General features: G+C 48.2%; 16 protein-coding genes. 6 read left to right on the top strand and 10 right to left on the bottom strand.

Going from position 1 to position 16,494, the window contains the following annotated elements:
• Positions 1 to 38 precede the first annotated feature (38 nt).
• The 6 genes from L9Q39_RS15125 to L9Q39_RS15100 all read left to right on the top strand — a co-directional run bounded on the left by L9Q39_RS15125 (position 39) and on the right by L9Q39_RS15100 (position 5,508).
• Positions 39 to 653, top strand: a complete 615-nt coding sequence (locus L9Q39_RS15125; RefSeq protein ID WP_237485934.1) for a DUF3261 domain-containing protein — start codon at positions 39 to 41, stop codon at positions 651 to 653.
• Between the two features lie 47 nt (positions 654 to 700).
• Positions 701 to 1,888: a beta-ketoacyl-[acyl-carrier-protein] synthase family protein gene (locus tag L9Q39_RS15120; RefSeq protein ID WP_237485933.1), complete on the top strand. Its 1,188-nt coding sequence runs from the start codon at positions 701 to 703 to the stop codon at positions 1,886 to 1,888.
• The gene (locus tag L9Q39_RS15115) at positions 1,881 to 2,345 is read left to right on the top strand and encodes a hotdog family protein (RefSeq protein WP_237485932.1); all 465 of its coding nucleotides are present in this window, start codon (positions 1,881 to 1,883) and stop codon (positions 2,343 to 2,345) included. Before L9Q39_RS15120 ends, L9Q39_RS15115 begins: the two co-directional genes overlap by 8 nt.
• Positions 2,342 to 3,067, top strand: coding sequence for a 3-oxoacyl-ACP reductase FabG (gene fabG, locus L9Q39_RS15110; RefSeq protein ID WP_237485931.1), 726 nt, complete (start codon positions 2,342 to 2,344; stop codon positions 3,065 to 3,067). Before L9Q39_RS15115 ends, fabG begins: the two co-directional genes overlap by 4 nt.
• Entirely contained in the window at positions 3,064 to 4,293 is a 1,230-nt protein-coding gene (locus L9Q39_RS15105; protein ID WP_237485930.1) for a beta-ketoacyl-ACP synthase, read from the top strand. Before fabG ends, L9Q39_RS15105 begins: the two co-directional genes overlap by 4 nt.
• A gap of 255 nt (positions 4,294 to 4,548) precedes the next feature.
• Positions 4,549 to 5,508 (top strand): transposase, encoded by a 960-nt coding sequence (locus L9Q39_RS15100; protein WP_237485929.1) that lies wholly within the window; start codon positions 4,549 to 4,551, stop codon positions 5,506 to 5,508.
• A gap of 242 nt (positions 5,509 to 5,750) precedes the next feature.
• On the opposite strand, the gene L9Q39_RS15095 is transcribed toward L9Q39_RS15100, so the two are convergent.
• The 10 genes from L9Q39_RS15095 to cofG form a co-directional block, all read right to left on the bottom strand.
• On the bottom strand, positions 5,751 to 6,692 hold the full coding sequence (locus tag L9Q39_RS15095) for an esterase/lipase family protein (protein WP_237485928.1): 942 nt from the start codon (positions 6,690 to 6,692) through the stop codon (positions 5,751 to 5,753).
• A 291-nt stretch (positions 6,693 to 6,983) separates the two neighbouring features.
• Positions 6,984 to 8,552, bottom strand: a complete 1,569-nt coding sequence (locus tag L9Q39_RS15090; protein WP_237485927.1) for a protein adenylyltransferase SelO — start codon at positions 8,550 to 8,552, stop codon at positions 6,984 to 6,986.
• A 182-nt stretch (positions 8,553 to 8,734) separates the two neighbouring features.
• Positions 8,735 to 9,340: a sulfotransferase family protein gene (locus tag L9Q39_RS15085; protein WP_237485926.1), complete on the bottom strand. Its 606-nt coding sequence runs from the start codon at positions 9,338 to 9,340 to the stop codon at positions 8,735 to 8,737.
• Positions 9,341 to 9,703: 363 nt separating this feature from the next.
• On the bottom strand, positions 9,704 to 10,711 hold the full coding sequence (locus L9Q39_RS15080) for a TIGR03842 family LLM class F420-dependent oxidoreductase (RefSeq protein WP_237485925.1): 1,008 nt from the start codon (positions 10,709 to 10,711) through the stop codon (positions 9,704 to 9,706).
• Positions 10,712 to 10,734: 23 nt separating this feature from the next.
• The gene (npdG, locus tag L9Q39_RS15075; RefSeq protein WP_237485924.1) at positions 10,735 to 11,415 is read right to left on the bottom strand and encodes an NADPH-dependent F420 reductase; all 681 of its coding nucleotides are present in this window, start codon (positions 11,413 to 11,415) and stop codon (positions 10,735 to 10,737) included.
• Complete coding sequence (gene cofE, locus L9Q39_RS15070; protein WP_237485923.1) at positions 11,412 to 12,359, bottom strand: coenzyme F420-0:L-glutamate ligase; 948 nt, start codon at positions 12,357 to 12,359, stop codon at positions 11,412 to 11,414. The genes npdG and cofE overlap by 4 nt, the downstream gene beginning before the upstream one ends.
• Positions 12,352 to 12,975, bottom strand: a complete 624-nt coding sequence (cofC, locus tag L9Q39_RS15065) for a 2-phospho-L-lactate guanylyltransferase (protein ID WP_237485922.1) — start codon at positions 12,973 to 12,975, stop codon at positions 12,352 to 12,354. Before cofC ends, cofE begins: the two co-directional genes overlap by 8 nt.
• Positions 12,975 to 13,934: a 2-phospho-L-lactate transferase CofD family protein gene (locus L9Q39_RS15060; protein ID WP_237485921.1), complete on the bottom strand. Its 960-nt coding sequence runs from the start codon at positions 13,932 to 13,934 to the stop codon at positions 12,975 to 12,977. Before L9Q39_RS15060 ends, cofC begins: the two co-directional genes overlap by 1 nt.
• Entirely contained in the window at positions 13,931 to 15,160 is a 1,230-nt protein-coding gene (cofH, locus tag L9Q39_RS15055) for a 5-amino-6-(D-ribitylamino)uracil--L-tyrosine 4-hydroxyphenyl transferase CofH (RefSeq protein WP_237485920.1), read from the bottom strand. Before cofH ends, L9Q39_RS15060 begins: the two co-directional genes overlap by 4 nt.
• 16 nt (positions 15,161 to 15,176) lie before the next feature.
• Complete coding sequence (gene cofG / locus L9Q39_RS15050; protein WP_237485919.1) at positions 15,177 to 16,310, bottom strand: 7,8-didemethyl-8-hydroxy-5-deazariboflavin synthase CofG; 1,134 nt, start codon at positions 16,308 to 16,310, stop codon at positions 15,177 to 15,179.
• Positions 16,311 to 16,494: the final 184 nt, after the last annotated feature.

The following is a 16,494-nucleotide window of genomic DNA, read 5'->3' as shown; positions in this document are numbered from 1 at the left end:
TGGCGTCATATGTTGGAGCCATATGTTGGAGTAATAGTATGTTGAAAAAAATGGCACATTCATCGCTGCTGCTTGTGTTGCTATCGCTGCTGATAGCATGCAGTTCGCAACCCAATCAGTCTGCACCAGAGGTCGAGATTAGCCCCGGAGTCTCGGTGGCTCTGCCCCAACCGCAGACGTTAGGCTATTCTCTGATCGCCAATCAACTCATCACCGCCACATGGCATGAAGGTGACAAGAGCAAAAGTGAACAACTTCCGGTCTATTTGGAGCTTAAAGGCAATCGCTTAGTGTTGGCCGGCTTCTCCTCTTGGGGAACTCGACTGTTATCCCTGAGCTATCAAGATGATCAGTTGCAAACGGAAGTGATGTCAGGATTAAGTGGCGTACTGCCGCAACCGGAGCAGGTATTATTTAACCTAATGCTCACGCTATGGCCAAGTTCTACTTGGGAAGCGCCTTTAAATAAGGTAGAGTGGCGCATCGAAGATTATAACAAACGTCGTATTATTACCGATCAACAAGGCAATAAATTGATTGAGATTGAGTATGCCAATATTGATCGCTTATCGGGAAATATTCGTTTCCAACATATCCGCCAAGGCTACACCATCGAAATTAATACGTTAAATTATCAGATAATCGAAAATTAAGCTTATTTCACTCACCACATAAGTACACATTTAATACGATAACCGGCATGACAACGCAAACCTCACTCCCTATTTTTATCCACGCTTGTGGATTTGTTTCCGCAATGGGCGAAGACCATGCATCGATTCACCAGTGCTTGACGGCGAACAAACCCTCGAACATGGTGATGGATGACGCTATCCTCAATAATGGTCGACCAACCGTGATCGGACGTGTCAGTCGTACATTGCCCGTTATCCCAAGTCATTTGTTGTCGTTTGATTCTCGCAATAATCAACTTGCGCTGGCGGCTCTGTTACAGATAGAAGCCCCACTCCAACAAGCTATTTCGCGTTTTGGTGCGTCTCGGATCGCCGTCGTTATTGGCACCAGCACTTCGGGAATTTCAACCGGAGAGCAAGCCTACGAGGAAAAACTGAAAACTGGCGAGTTTCCCGCGGATTTCGACTATCGCAAACAAGAACTGGGCAATTGCAGTGATTTTATTGCAGCGTATCTCGGTCTTACCGGAATCAATTACTCCATTTCAACCGCCTGCTCGTCCAGCGGACGTGTATTTCTTACCGCTCAACGCTTACTAAATTCTGGGCTGGCGGATGCGGTCATTGTTGGCGGCGTCGACTCTGTGTGTCGCCTGACACTTAATGGCTTTAATGGATTAGAAGCGCTATCCAATCAACTCTGTCGTCCGTTTGACCAGAATCGCAACGGTATCAATATTGGTGAAGCGGCCTCGCTGATGCTGCTCAGCAAAGAAACCCGCAAAATCGCTCTGCTCGGCGCTGGTGACAGTTCCGACGCGCATCATATTTCTGCACCGCATCCAGAGGGTAACGGCGCTTACCAAGCGATGCAAAAAGCCTTGCTGGCGGCTAATTTGACCACCGATGATATTGGTTACATCAACGCCCACGGTACGGCAACCAATCTCAATGACAGTATGGAAAGCAAAGCGATCCATCGACTATTCGGTGATAGCGTACCAGTGAGTTCCACTAAACCGCTCACCGGTCATACTCTCGGAGCAGCCAGTGCTACCGAAGCGGCTATCGCCTGGCATATTCTGAATTATCAACTTCCTTTGCCTAAGCAAAACTGCGAGCAAAAAGCGCCAGATATCGAGATAACGCTAGTTGAACAAGAGCGACACTTAGGCAATAAAGCGATCATGAGTAATTCTTTTGCTTTTGGTGGCAACAATATCACTCTTATTTTTGGTTACGTTCATGAGTAATTACCCCGCTATTGAACAATTAGTGCCGCACAATCGACCAATGATTTTGGTTGATAGAGCGTTGCAAATCACGGCAGACACCATTCATTGCCAAGTGGATATCGGAGAACATAATCCTTTCTTTGATCATCAAACTCAGTCTATTCCTGCCTATGTGGGTATCGAATTTATGGCGCAAACCGTTGCCGCTTGGTCGGGCTACCACTCGCTGCAACAAGGGAGCGAGCCGTCGATAGGTTTTCTATTAGGTGGACGTCGTTATACCTCCGAATGCGACGTTTTCCACCACGGACAAATCCTCGATATCCATGCAGAAAAAATGATGGAAGATAACGGCATGGCCGTATTCACCAGTCAAATAATTTGGCAAGGTACGCAAATCGCCTCATGCCAATTGAATGTTTATGTACCATCAGATAAAAAATTACAAGAAATGAAAATCAGGAGTCAACAATGACCCAACAGGTTTTGGTGACCGGTGCGAGTAAAGGCATCGGCAAAGCCATCGCTATCCAACTGGCGAAAGACGGTTTTACTATCGCCGTCCACTATATGGGCGATCAACAAGGCGCTGCCGACACACTTAAGCAGATCGAACAATTCGGCGGTCAAGGGCGCTTGATCCAGTTCGATATCAGTGATCGCGAACAGTGCCGCAACACCATCGAAGCGGATATTGCGGAACATGGTGCCTACTACGGTGTGGTCAACAACGCGGGGATTACACGCGATACGGCATTCCCTGCGATGACCGAAGAACAATGGGACGGCGTGATCCACACCAACTTGGACAGTTTCTACAATGTTCTCCATCCTTGTGTGATGCCGATGGTACAAAAACGTAAAGGCGGTCGCATTATCACTCTGGCGTCGGTATCGGGTCTGATGGGCAATCGTGGTCAAACCAACTACAGCGCGGCAAAAGCTGGCGTGATTGGTGCCACTAAGTCTCTAGCCTTGGAACTGGCGAAGCGCAAAATCACCGTCAACTGTGTTGCACCCGGTCTGATTGATACTGGCATGGTGGATGAGCACGTCAAAGAGTACGCATTACCACAAGTCCCTCTGCGCCGCATGGGTGAGCCGGAAGAAGTGGCGGGCTTAGTCAGCTATCTGATGTCCGATATTGCGGGCTATGTGACACGCCAAGTGATTTCAGTGAATGGAGGTCTAATATGACCCGTCGAGTTGTGGTAACAGGCATGTCAGGTGTCACCGCTTTTGGTAACGACTGGCAAGCGGTCGAGCCAAGACTGCGCGCTTGCGAGAACGCGGTTCAATATATGCCAAGCTATGAGCAGTACGATGGTTTAAACACCAAGCTTGCTGCCCCCGTCGATCACTTTGAATTACCAAAGCATTACAAACGTAAGCAAGTACGTGGGATGGGTCGTGTGTCTCGTCTCGCAACCGTGGCAACCGAAGATGCGCTGCATAACGCAGGCTTAATTGGGCATGAGATCCTCACCAATGGTCGCAGCGGTATCGCTTATGGCTCATCGACTGGCAGCACAGACGCGGTCGGTGCTTTTGGCGTCATGCTTAACGAGAAATCAACCCGTGCCATTAACGCGACCACGTATGTGCAAATGATGCCGCACACGACGGCGGTTAACGTCGGGCTATTCTTTGGTCTCAAAGGTCGTGTTATTCCGACCAGCAGCGCTTGTACTTCTGGCAGCCAAGCGATTGGCTACGCTTATGAAGCGATCAAGCATGGCTATCAAACCGTGATGGTTGCTGGTGGTGCGGAAGAGTTGTGTCCGACTGAGTCAGCGGTGTTTGATACCCTATTTGCGACCAGCTTAAAGAACGATAACCCCAAATCAACCCCCAGTCCTTACGACCAAAATCGAGATGGTCTGGTGATTGGTGAAGGCGCAGGCACTTTGATTCTTGAGGATTATGAACACGCGAAAGCGCGCGGAGCTAAAATCTATGCGGAAATCATCGGTTTTGCCAGCAACTGCGATGCGGCTCATGTGACGCAACCGCAGATGGAAACCATGCAGATCTGTATGGAAATGGCGCTTGAGCAGGCGGGCATCTCCCCAAGCCAAATCGACTACGTTTCTGCTCACGGCACCGCCACCGAGCGCGGCGATATTGCCGAGAGCAACGCGACAGCCAATGCGCTAGGCAAGGTGCCGATTAGCTCTCTCAAAAGCTACTTTGGTCATACTTTGGGCGCATGTGGCGCGATTGAAGCTTGGCTAAGTCTAGAGATGATGCATACCGGTTGGTTCAACCCAACACTCAACCTCTCGCAACTGGATCAACAGTGCGGTGATCTTGACTACATCACCGACAGCGGTCGTGAGCTAGAAGTTAACTATCTAATGAGCAACAACTTTGCCTTCGGTGGTATTAATACCTCGATCATCTTTAAGAAACTCGCTGACTAGATTCGCTGACGAAAATAAGGGCTCTCGATGAGCCCTTATTGTTTTAACCTTATAAGTAACCTTATAAGGACAGCCAATTTAAAACCATTCATTATTTTTATAAGGACAGTCCATTTATTATAAGGACAGCCAATATAATGAAAATTAATGAGCTATTTCATTAAACTTCAAACTCACTCGTAAAATTCTGTTGTGATTCAGCTTTCTATCAAGCGGTAGGCTATATTGGTGAAAATTCCACCGCCGGAGCCCATCATGACCCAAGCCAGAAGTCAGCAAGTTTGTTTAGACGCCACGCCTTACTATCATTGCGTCTCCCGCTGTGTTCGCCGTACATTTCTGTGCGGTTATGATGAACAATCACAAACAAGTTATGAGCATCGACGGGGCTGGATACAGTCCAGAATCAAACAACTAAGCCAAGTTTTCTGCATCGACATCTGTGCTTATGCAGTGATGAGCAATCACTATCATGTGGTGGTACATATCAATCAACAACAGGCAGAAGCATTGTCGGATTTTGATGTGATTGAGCGATGGAGTCAGCTTCATACAAAACCTTTGCTAATACAGCGTTTGCTTTCAAACCAGATCAAAAGTGTTGCCGAGTTAAACGCAGCTCATGAAATCGTGGAGCAATGGCGAGAGCGCTTATACAGCCTTAGCTGGTTTATGCGCGAGCTGAATTTTGACATTGCGATGAAGGCGAACCGAGAGGAGGACTGCACAGGACACTTCTGGGAAAGTCGCTACAAAAGTCAGGCGCTATTAGATGAAAAAGCGCTGCTTGCCGCTATGGCTTATACCGACTTGAATCCTGTTCGATCTGGGATCGCTAAAAAGCCAGCAACATCAGACTATACTTCAGTTCAAGATCGCCTCAAGGCTCTAAATCGTGGGCAACCCACCGCTCCGTGTCTTCACCCATTTATTGGACACTCAACCCATGAAACGTTCGCTGGGATCCCTTTCAGACTGATGGATTATCTTGAACTAGTCGACTGGACTGGACGAGAATTTAGGCAAGGAAGAGCGAGCATTAATAGCGAGTTACCGCCACTTTTGGAAAGGCTAAACCTGACTCAGCAAGAGTGGTTCAAAGTGTGTACCCAACTAGAAAGACAGCGGGCAACCTTAGTCGGCAGCAAAGCCAGCTTCCCATCAGCGATAGCAAAGATGCAACGGCAGCGGATGTGTGGCTACTCGCTTGGATAACGTAACGTCATTGATAAACCGTCTAACTGGCATCAGCAACGAAAGCTGAGTTTTCGCGTGGCTGGTATTTTGGCGTTTCCCTCAATTTCCTTCATTTTCGACGGTTAGCGTTTCAACCTTGCTCATAAACACCATACCTTAACGCCTAGGAAGGTTAGTTTGACGTTGTTGTCAGATCTGCTTTTTTGATAAGACTGTCCTTATTTCTTGATATGCCTGTCCCGAATTAACACGAGTTAACATTAGCCTAAGGGATAGTTAAGATAAATCGCCTCGACCATTGAAGTAAACGTTGCACGTTCGCCCTCTTTGGGTTCCGGCATCACCTTCTGTTGTTGTAATACCTCAATCAACTTCCACGGTACTACACTCTCACTACCGACAATTTCTGCATGTCCAGCATGAACAACCAAAGGCGTGCTAACTTGGCTGTCGTCAACCTTGCTCTGGGTTTGCTCTTGCAGCGAAAAAACATAGTCATCTTTCACACATTGCCCTTGGCTATTTCGAGTACGACATGTCTCTGTTTCATCGGTTTTGATCAGTAAATGACGCTGTAACTGCGTGATCAATGGCTCGGGTTGATTAATAAAGTCCGCTTGCGGTGGAATATCCAAATACTTCGCGCCCGTGACCAAATAACAAATGCCGTCGACAATCCCAAGTGACGCAACACGTAGCCAACCGATACCACAATGCGAGGACGCTTCAATGCCGTTAAAGGGAGAAGAAATGGTGACCAGTTCAATATTGTTATGGTCGATATTTTCCGCGCGATCCGCAACCTGTGCATGTGCTTTGCGGGCGATCAACCCCCCTTGGCTATGAGCAATAACGGTTAATCGCTGCTCATCGAGAATGGGGCTAAGGCGGTTAATGGATTGAACCAGTTCATTAGCAACGGCATCCAACCCGCGTCGGTCATCGTACTCAAAACACGCGGTCTGCACCCCTAAATGCTCATAGACACCCGCGAGCGCTTTAAACTGCTGGGCTGAAGCAAAGCAGCCATGAACAATCAGCACCAGTGGCTGATTCGGCTCAATCGAAGCCAACGAATCCGACGCATCGCATTGAGTGATCGCCTTGTCTTGCACAACAATCGTCTCCTGCGCTAAAGCGGTCACAGAAACCAAGCCCAGCACAGCCATAACCGCTAACCGCCAACATGGAAGCTTATACATCTTATCTCCATATAATACTGTCGTGTATCAAAACCTAACTCACAACCACTTCGCCTACCATTGATACCACGTCAACGATTGGCATGAACAACCTCAACCATTTAGTGGTGATTATCTTGTTGTTAAATATAGCAGAATTGACATAGGTGATACATTGAGTCACGGGATAAAAAAGGACTGTCCTCATATTCAGCCGTCCTCATATGCAGCCCTCATTCACATTGTCATCGACGTGCTTGCAGTTATCCCCTCAATCTGTCCCCTACTTCAGTAATCGCTGTTGGCGATTGTCTAGGTGCCACAAAATGTACGGAAAGGTCCAAACTCCTCTGGCGCGGGTTGTGCAAACTCCTCACATCCCGACTGTTGCACAAAGGGCTGTTGTAGCACTTTAAGTAATTGTTCAAAGGGTTCAAAATCCTGCTGTTGTTCAGCGGCGGCGATCACTTGCTCGACGATATGATTGCGTGGAATATAGATAGGATTATGTTGGTTCATTAAGGTTGCTCTTGCATCAACCGACATAGGGTTATGCTCCAAACGCTTCTGCCATTTAATGCGCCAATGCGCCCATCCTTGAGAGTCATTAAACAGCGCTTGAGTTACGGTCTGATCGTCAGACAATGACGAAGAGAGAGAGCGAAACAGTTGGGTGTAATCCACCTTATGATCTTTAAGTAGCGTTAACAGTTGCTCTATCAGTTGGCGATCACCTTCTTGTTGGTTGGTGATCCCTAGTTTTGCCAACATGCCGGTGAGCCACAGGTCGTGATACTGCTGCATAAAGTCATGCAAGGTTTGTGTTGCCAGTTCGACCGCTTGCTGTTCATCTTCGGAAATCAGAGTCAATATCGTCTCAGCAAATCGAGCCAAGTTCCACTGCGCAATTGACGGTTGATTACCATAAGCATAGCGACCCTCAGAATCTATCGAGCTAAACACGGTCGCCGGATCATAACGATCCATAAAAGCACAAGGTCCGTAATCAATCGTCTCTCCACAAATTGCAGTATTGTCTGTGTTCATCACTCCATGGACAAAACCGATCAACTGCCATTGCGATACCAATTTTGCTTGCTGCTCGCACACCCGCTTGAGCAACGTTAAATAAGGCGAGCTTGATTGTGTCGCGTCTGGAAAATGGCGGGCAATAACATAGTCAGCCAGTTGCTTCACCTTTTCCGGCTGATCGTTATAAGCAAAGAATTGGAATGTCCCGACGCGAATGTGGCTGGAGGCGACTCGGGTTAAAATCGCGCCCGGCTTCGCTTGCTCTCTCCACACAGACTCGCCGGACAGTACCGCCGATAAGGCTCTGGTTGTCGGTACGTTTAACGCAAACATCGCTTCAGAGAACAGATACTCACGCAAAACCGGACCCAATGCTGCTTTACCATCACCGCGTCGTGAAAAAGGCGTGGTTCCCGAACCTTTTAATTGAATATCATACCGTTGACCCGAAACATCCAGTGTCTCGCCCAAAAGTAACGCGCGGCCATCACCGAGCTGTGGATTGTAATGACCAAATTGATGACCAGCATAAGCTTGAGCCAAAGGCTGCGCACCTGCCAATAAGTGATTACCAGAAAACGCTTGGGCAATCTGCGCTTCACTCGCACCTTGGAGATCAATCTGCAATTGTTGAGCAAGCTCATGATTAAACTTAATCAAGCTTGGAGAAGGCACATAAGCCGCTTGTTGCGCGTGATAGAACTCTGGCAACTCTCGGTAGTAACTGTTATCAAAAGAGACGGTGATTGGGTTTGAGTCACTGGCGCTGTTGTTATTAATACTATCGTTATTAATGCTATCGTTGTTAAAGCTGTCGTTACTGGCGCTGTTCTCAGTGTGAGCAGACATGGCAACATTCCTTTTGTTAACTGGCTTGTTACCTTACTGTTAATAAAAAGGAAGAGCAACTATGTCACTTAGTATCGGTGTGTGCTGCTGAATCACAAAGTCTGTTGAATCATAGCCTGTTGATGACATAGAAAGAGGCTTCACATATCATGTGAAGCCTCTGCTTATCGACAACGGGCTAATTAGATTCCAATCAAGGTTTTCGTCGCTTTCTTTACGCGTTGAGACAGTCCGTTGCGTTTGCTGCCTTGGTTAGAATGGGGAAATTCGAGACCGTCAATATCCAGATCTAAGAATGCACCTAGCTCTGGCCAACCATCGCCATTCTCCCAACAGACCTCTAATAACGACCCCGGCTTATCTTTAAAAAATTCTCGGACATTAGCGTTATGTTCTAGATACTTATTGATGTGTAATGGCTTGTTATCATCAGGGTTCTCGTATCCGTAGATATACTCCCTGAACTTAAACCCGTCACCATCACCACGCTGCACATGTTTTGATAAGCTTCGAAACCAAGTTTCCTCATCTTTACGCGTTGTTAAAACAAATTTAGCGTCAGGAAAGGCTTTGTATGCCTCTTTGTAGATAAAAGGCCACGGCCAGTCTTCAAATGAATCAAAATGAGACATCAGCTTTATCATGGCATCAATTTCATTGTCGTAATAAAGCAAAAACGCTTCTCTGTTATATGAGATATGGTTGTAACCTAGCATCTCCATGCATGTTCCCAAGGTTGTCGTTCCCGTTTTGTGGAAACCAATCCCTATCACCTTTGTTCGTTCCATAATCATCCGATCCCTTTCAACTCGTTTATCGACAAACTAGTCAAATAGTAATCACATTAGTCTGAACACTGTGTCTAATTACTGAGAATGATTCTTTGATACATAGGTTGCAGAAAAACTTGAGATCGAAACGACCTTTTTGATCATTGTGTCACTGGTACTTTGCTAAATGCTTCGTCCTCAACAAGGCAACTCATGCTCAGCACCAAAAACACTAGTTTAAGACCGATAAGTAAACTGACTAAAAGTTCACTCCTATAGACGGAAAAGCCCCGATAAAATCGGGGCTACGAGATGCAAAAACCTTTAGGGGCGGAGGGGTTCATAAAAAACAATCACACTCACTAAAAACAACCACACTCACTACTTATTAAACTCGGGAATAATATGCTCACCATACTTAGCGATAATATTTTCCTCATCGCCGTTATCTAGATAGATATTAAACTGGGTAACACCCGCTTCTTCAAGTTGCTTTATTTTGGCAATATGATCATCCGGGCTGCCTAATACCGAGAAGCTTTCAATAATTTCATCTGAAATAAATTCTAGATAAGGGTTATCACTCTGCCCATGTTTGGAGTAGTCATAGCCTTTACGCTTTTCGATATAGTCAGTCAAACTCGTCGGGACCAAACCGGAGTCTGAACCATATTTCTCCACGATATCGGCGACATGGTTGCCCACCATAGCAGGGAACCAACGTGTTTTGTCTAAGCACTCTTGTTTATCGCCAAAATAGGCTGGAGCCGCGGCTTGTATCTTAAAGTCACTCATATCTTTGCCCGCTTGTTCGCCCGCTTGCAACGCTTGGTCGGCAAACCACTTCACTAAGCTTGGGTCGGCTATCTGTAAAATCAGACCATCGCCATATTCTCCCGCGGTGGCAAGCGCTTTGGGTCCATACGCCGCAATCCACACTGGCAGATCATAACCAGCCGCCCAAGGGAACTGCACTTCCGACTCACACTCACCATAGCTGACTGGCTCATCGCCTTTTACCATGGTTTTCACTTTTTGCGTAAACTCGGCGACACGCGCTAGCGGCGCGGGCTTCTTACCCATCACTCGCATTGACGAATCGCCACGACCAAGACCGATATCGAATCGTCCGTCACTCTGCAATGCCAGACTCGCATACAGACTGGCGGCGAGAGACCAATCACGAATATTCGGGTTGGTCACACATGGACCAAAGCGCATCTTTGTCGTGTGTTCCATACACATCGCCATGGCAACAAATGACTCGCGCCACAAGATATGTGAATCATAGAACCAGCAATGGGTAAAGCCGGCCTCTTCTGCTTGTCGTACCAAGTTTCTCGCTCGGTTAGGGCTTACAAAGCCCTTAAACGTAATCGCAAATTCCATCTCAATTTTCCTTTTTAAAGTGATTAATGAACAGGGGGCGCGATAGTGACACCCGCATGGCTAAACGGCACCTCTTTGGAGATATTTAGCCTAATCAATATTGGGGTCAGGGCTTCGATACAGCGGGCGCTTTCAGCAAGCCCGGCGTTGTAGGCCTTCACCCCTAATTTCTCAATCAATTCCATGACCGTTTTCTTAGCTTGTAGATTGTTACCGCACACCAGCACATCACAATTGATCGGCTGATCAACATTATTCAGTGTTACCGCTGACACGTTATGCAACGCACCCACTACCGGGATCGCTTCCCCTAACATGGCCTGAGCCGCCTCCGTCACCGACCCTTCCGCTGGCATTACGACTGCCTTAGGGTTTTTAGGCGCTAATGGCACAACAATATCAATCAGGATTTTGTCTGTTAATTCTGCCTTGATGCTCTCTAACGTCGCGTCATGAGCCGAATAAGGCACCGACAGAATCACCATCTTTGCTGCTGTCTGTGTGGCGGCGATATTGTCCATCCCTTCAATCATGGCGCTCCCTTCCGGTAGGCTCATGTTCATTTCCATCGCACATTCCACCGCGCGTTCTCTTTGTCGAGAGCCGATGACAACCGGTACGCCCGCAGCAGCAAACCTCAACGCCAGCCCTCGCCCTTGAGGTCCAGTGCCTCCTAAAATTGCTACCTTTTCACTCTCTATCATCGGAATAGATCCTCCTTGATCGGTCTTAATATTTGTTGGGCTGAACTGGCGGTTGCTTGCCAGTTCAAGCCACGAAAAATAATCACAGGGCATTTACCACTTTTGCCCATAAGCAGCCCCGAAGCGGCCGCTAATTCATCCGCAAACGCCGGAGCCGTGACTTTTAAAGTTCGCCCCCATGCATCGCCCTCTCCAAACATTTCCTGCACCGCAGGCACCTTGGCGAGTCCTATCGCGACATTGGTTTGACCCAAACGCCAAGGACGACCAAAGGTATCACTGACCACCACGCCGAGTTGGCAATCGAAATACGCTTCCAACTGCTGACATAACGCCACTGCACTGCGATCAGGGTTCTCTGGGAGAGTGATCAGCTGTCCCTGTTGATCCGTGTTGGACTCATCGACCGCCGCATTGGCGCAGATGAAGCCCAACTTATGTTCGGCTATCAGCACCCCTTCTTGTTGTTCAGGTCTTTTAATGCTGCGCACAATACGTGTCGATTGATCGAGTATCACCTGCACTTTTCGTGGGTCTTTGTTGACGGTTTGCGCGAGTTCGATGGCCTGTTGGCTCGCTGTCATCTGCTCAATATCCACCACGGCACCCTCACATTTAGAGACCACCTTATGGGCGACGACCAGAATATCGCCTTGTTGTAACTGAACCCCTTGCTTGTTGAGCGTATCAATCATATGAGCGCCCAAATCCATGCCAGGATAAAAGTCCGGTAATCCCTGTAGGGTGAACATGTGCATTGAATCACTGACCTGTTGGGGCTCAGATTGCTTCACGGCGGACGGTTGCAAGGTGGACTGTTTCACGGTAGATGCTTCCAAGGTAGATGACCTCAAGGTGGATTGCTTCAAGGTGGGCTGTTCCAAGGTAGATTGCTGCAAGGTGGACAGCTTGTTGGTAAATGGCTTCACGGCGACTTCACTCATAACAACACTCCCTCTGTTGGTAGGCAGGATAAGACCTGAACAGATCTTCCGGCAGATCAATGTCTTGACTCAGCTCTGGCAAATCGAGAACCTCAACGGTAAGTTGATTGGCATGAGCCTGTTGCGCATGCGCTAACGCAGACTGGCGACCATATTGGAAGTCGATCGCATCAGGGGGCGAGGTAAGCAGTGCATTGGTACCGGAATCTTTCGCTCGGGCTATCACCACTTGATGCCCGCTCTTGAGTGCGTGAAATAAGGCATCAAATTCATCGCAATCCAACGTTGCAATATCCGCTGGCACCACCATCTGACATTGATATCCAGCCGCGATACTCCACTCGGTTGCCGACTCAATAGCAGCATTTAGCCCCGTTGATTGATTTTCTAGCAACGCACTGGCTCCATAGTGTGCCGCGATATTGGCGATTTCTCGGCTGTCCGTCACCACCAAACAGTGAATGTCCGGATAATGACGAGCAAAGAAGCTCAACGTTTCACGATATAAGTTGACGGCGAGTTGCCTACGTTGCGTGACGCTCAGAACGTCCATAAGACGCTGCTTAGCGCGAATCGGTGCCTTCATTGGAATCACAATATTCAATGTCTGTTGCATCACATCGCCCTCTTCACGCCTAGGCTCAGTGAATCATCCACCACCTTGGTCATCACTTCGACTTTGCTTGTTTCATCGTCCATGTAAATATTTCCCATCAACACCTTAATACCCAACGCCTCTATCTGATCCGCATACGCGGCGTCGGCATTGTCGATATACAAGACATCAATAACATCTTGATAATATTGCGCGATCCCCAACACATCCGGTCGCAAACCGAGATCGCTCATCAGCTGAATCGCCGGACCTTTAATCGCCTTGCCGGCAATTAAAGGCGATACCGCAACAATCGGCACTGATAGTTGACTCAGTTGCGTGCGGATCGCCTCTACCGATAAGATGGCGCCAATACTCAATAAAGGGTTACTCGGTGCGATCACCACAAGATCTGCGGCGGTTAGTGCTGCAATCGCTTCAGGTGTGGCTTGTGCTTGCTGACTAAAGCGATAATCCATTTTTTCCACCTTCGGCTGGCAGCGTAACCGAACAAAATAGTCCTGAAAGTCATACCAACTGCCATTGCACTGCAACTGCGTCTGTACCACATCATCGGTTGGCAGCACAATCGACGCCTGAACGCCATTTACCTTAGCGATATGCTGAGCGATCACCTGAGGTCGAACCCCTTGCGCTCGCTTCTCGGTGCGATAAATATGAGTCGCAAAATCCATATCGCCCAACTGCATCCAAGTCTCGACACCCAATCTATTCAAACCGGTTAAAACCTGTTGCGTGTCGTTGGCTAATCCCCATCCTTGAGTCCGGTCAATGCGCTCGGCTAAGGTATAAACCAAGGTGTCGATGTCCGGTGAAACCCAAAGACCATGAAAGCTCTGGTCATCAGCAATATTGCCGATAACCGACAACCCATTGCCATAACCGCCTTTTGCCAGCCCCTCAGCCGCTTTTGCGCCGCCCACGCCTCCGGCTAACAGAGTCACTTTGAGCGAACTCATAGCGCCGCTCCAAAGCGAGCGATCTCTTGCGAAGGAAGAATGAGCGAACTGGCGTTTTGTGTCGCCAATCGATACTGTTTCAAGGGGCGATAGAAGGTCGAGCGCTGAACCGCATCAAGACCCGCATTGTGGATAAACTGCACCATATCTTCAGGTTGTAACTCCTGACCATGCTCGCCACCTGCTGCACGTGAGATACTCTCATTCATCAATGTGCCCCCCAGATCATTAGCGCCGGAACGTAACATCTGTGACGCCACATCTGAGCCCATCTTGACCCATGACGCTTGAATATTGTTGATTTGTCCTTGCAACATCAGACGCGCTACTGCATGCATTTTAAAGTGCTCGCCGCGCGTTGGACCGGGTCGCACCTCGGTGGGATTTTCTTGATACAGTTTGGTCTTGTAGTGAACAAAGCCGAGCGGTACAAACTCGGTAAAGCCGCCCGTCTCTTTCTGGATATTCCTTAACAGCTCTAGGTGATTCGCCCAATGGTGAGGTTGGTCGATATGACCATACATGATGGTCGATGTGGTTCTAATGCCAACGTCATGGGCGGCTTTGACAATACTCACCCATTGCTCGGTACTAAGCTTGTTTTTGGTCAGTTGTTGACGGATTTCAACATCCAATATTTCCGCCGCCGTACCGGGCATCGAATCCAGACCACACTGTTTCAAGTCCTGCAAAAATTCTCGATGAGACATCTTGGCTCGACGTGCGCCATACCAAATTTCAAAGGGCGAAAAGGCGTGAATATGCAGTCGAGGCAAACGCGCTTTTATTGTCAGCAAGATATTGCGATAGAAATCCGCACTCATTTTCGGGTGCAAGCCCCCCTGAATACAGACTTCGGTCGCGCCTCTATCCCAAGCCTGTTGCGCTCTATCAGCGATTTCGGTCAGAGACAGAAATTCCGCCTCAGCATCCTTAATCGGTTTAGCAAAATTACAAAATTTACAGCCCATGTAGCAGACATTGGTAAAGTTGATATTGCGCGTAATAACAAAGCTGCCCGTATCGCCGCAGAGATTTTGTCGAACTTGATCGGCGACATTGAGCAGTGATTGATACTCTGCGCCTTGAGCCGTAAAAAGCTCGCCCGCCTGTTTAGCGGAGATCGCTTTGCCATCGAGAGATTGCTTCAAAGTGTCTCTGATCGTCGGGCGTAGTCGGCTCAACTTGAGGTCAGTGTGTTGCGATTTGTCATTCCATGACATCATAATGTCTCTCCTTATACTAAACAGCGTGGGCTTGAAGCTTGGCTAAACCATCAACGGAAGCCTGCGAACAAATTCTGCTCTCAGCAAGACTCGCACTGGCTTGATTGTTGACTTGATAATTGGGGTAGACCGTTAAACGTTCCTTCAATGCATACCCTGCGCTGTGACATTTTTCGGCTAAGCGAGCGATCTGTGGCCACGCGCGCTCGGGATTAATAAAGTCTTTGGTTAGGGGCGAAATTCCCCCCCAGTCATTGATGCCCGCCGCCAAATAGTCGTGGTAATCCTGCTCTAGATTGGGTGGAGCCTGTAGGCTGATATCAGGGGATAAAATAATTCGAGCCGCTGCTAAGGTACGCAGCATGTCCTGCTTGCTTGGCTCAGGGTGATCACTCATCGCGGTGCCCGCTTTGGCACGGAAATTTTGAATGATGACCTCTTGGATATGACCGTACTTTTGATGCAGACGCTCAATCTCAATCAGGCTAGCTAACCGCTCATGCCAAGACTCACCAATGCCGATAAGCAGTCCGGTGGTAAACGGGATGCCCAGTTCACCTGCGGCTTGTAATGTTTCTAGGCGGCGTTGCGGCGTCTTATCGGGGCAACCATAATGCGCGCCACCTTTTTTGGTCAGTGCCGGACTAAGACTTTCCAGCATCATGCCCATTGAACCCGCGACAGGCTTAAGAATTTGCAACTCTTGATAGGATAACGCGCCAGCATTGATGTGCGGTGTCAGCAAGCTGTGCTGCAACACCAATTCCGCCATATCTCTTAGGTAGTCAACCGTGCTGGTATGTCCTTGCTCAGCCAACAACTCACGCGCCAGTTTATGGCGTTTTTCCGGTTGCTCGCCTAGGCTAAACAACGCCTCTTTGCAGCCCATATTTTGGCCTTGTAGCACCGTATGCAACACCTGATCAGGGGTCATCAATCTTGCTTCACCCGAATCTGGGGTTTTAACAAAAGTGCAGTACCCACAAGTATCACGACACATATTGGTCAAGGGAATAAACACTTTACGCGAATAGGTCACCTGACGCCCCCAGTGGGCATCACGGACTTCACGGGCTCTCTGACAAAGGGCACTCAACGACTGCTGCGAGTCATCACTGTTTAGCGCTAATTCGGCATCCATGCTCAGCATAATTTCCTCTCCGATGACTTGTATAAACGGACTCAATCCATGAGCCATCATGCAAGTTTTGACCAAATGGTATAATTATGATTAGCATGTTTTTGACCAAATGGTAAAGAAATAAACGCATGTTTTTATTGGTGCAATTGCCGCCCATTTTGGGGAGTTTTTTCCGTCATTGACGAACAAAAAA

The organism is Vibrio hippocampi, assembly GCF_921292975.1.
Classification (GTDB): domain Bacteria; phylum Pseudomonadota; class Gammaproteobacteria; order Enterobacterales; family Vibrionaceae; genus Vibrio; species Vibrio hippocampi.
This window is presented reverse-complemented; position numbering and strand designations above follow the sequence as displayed.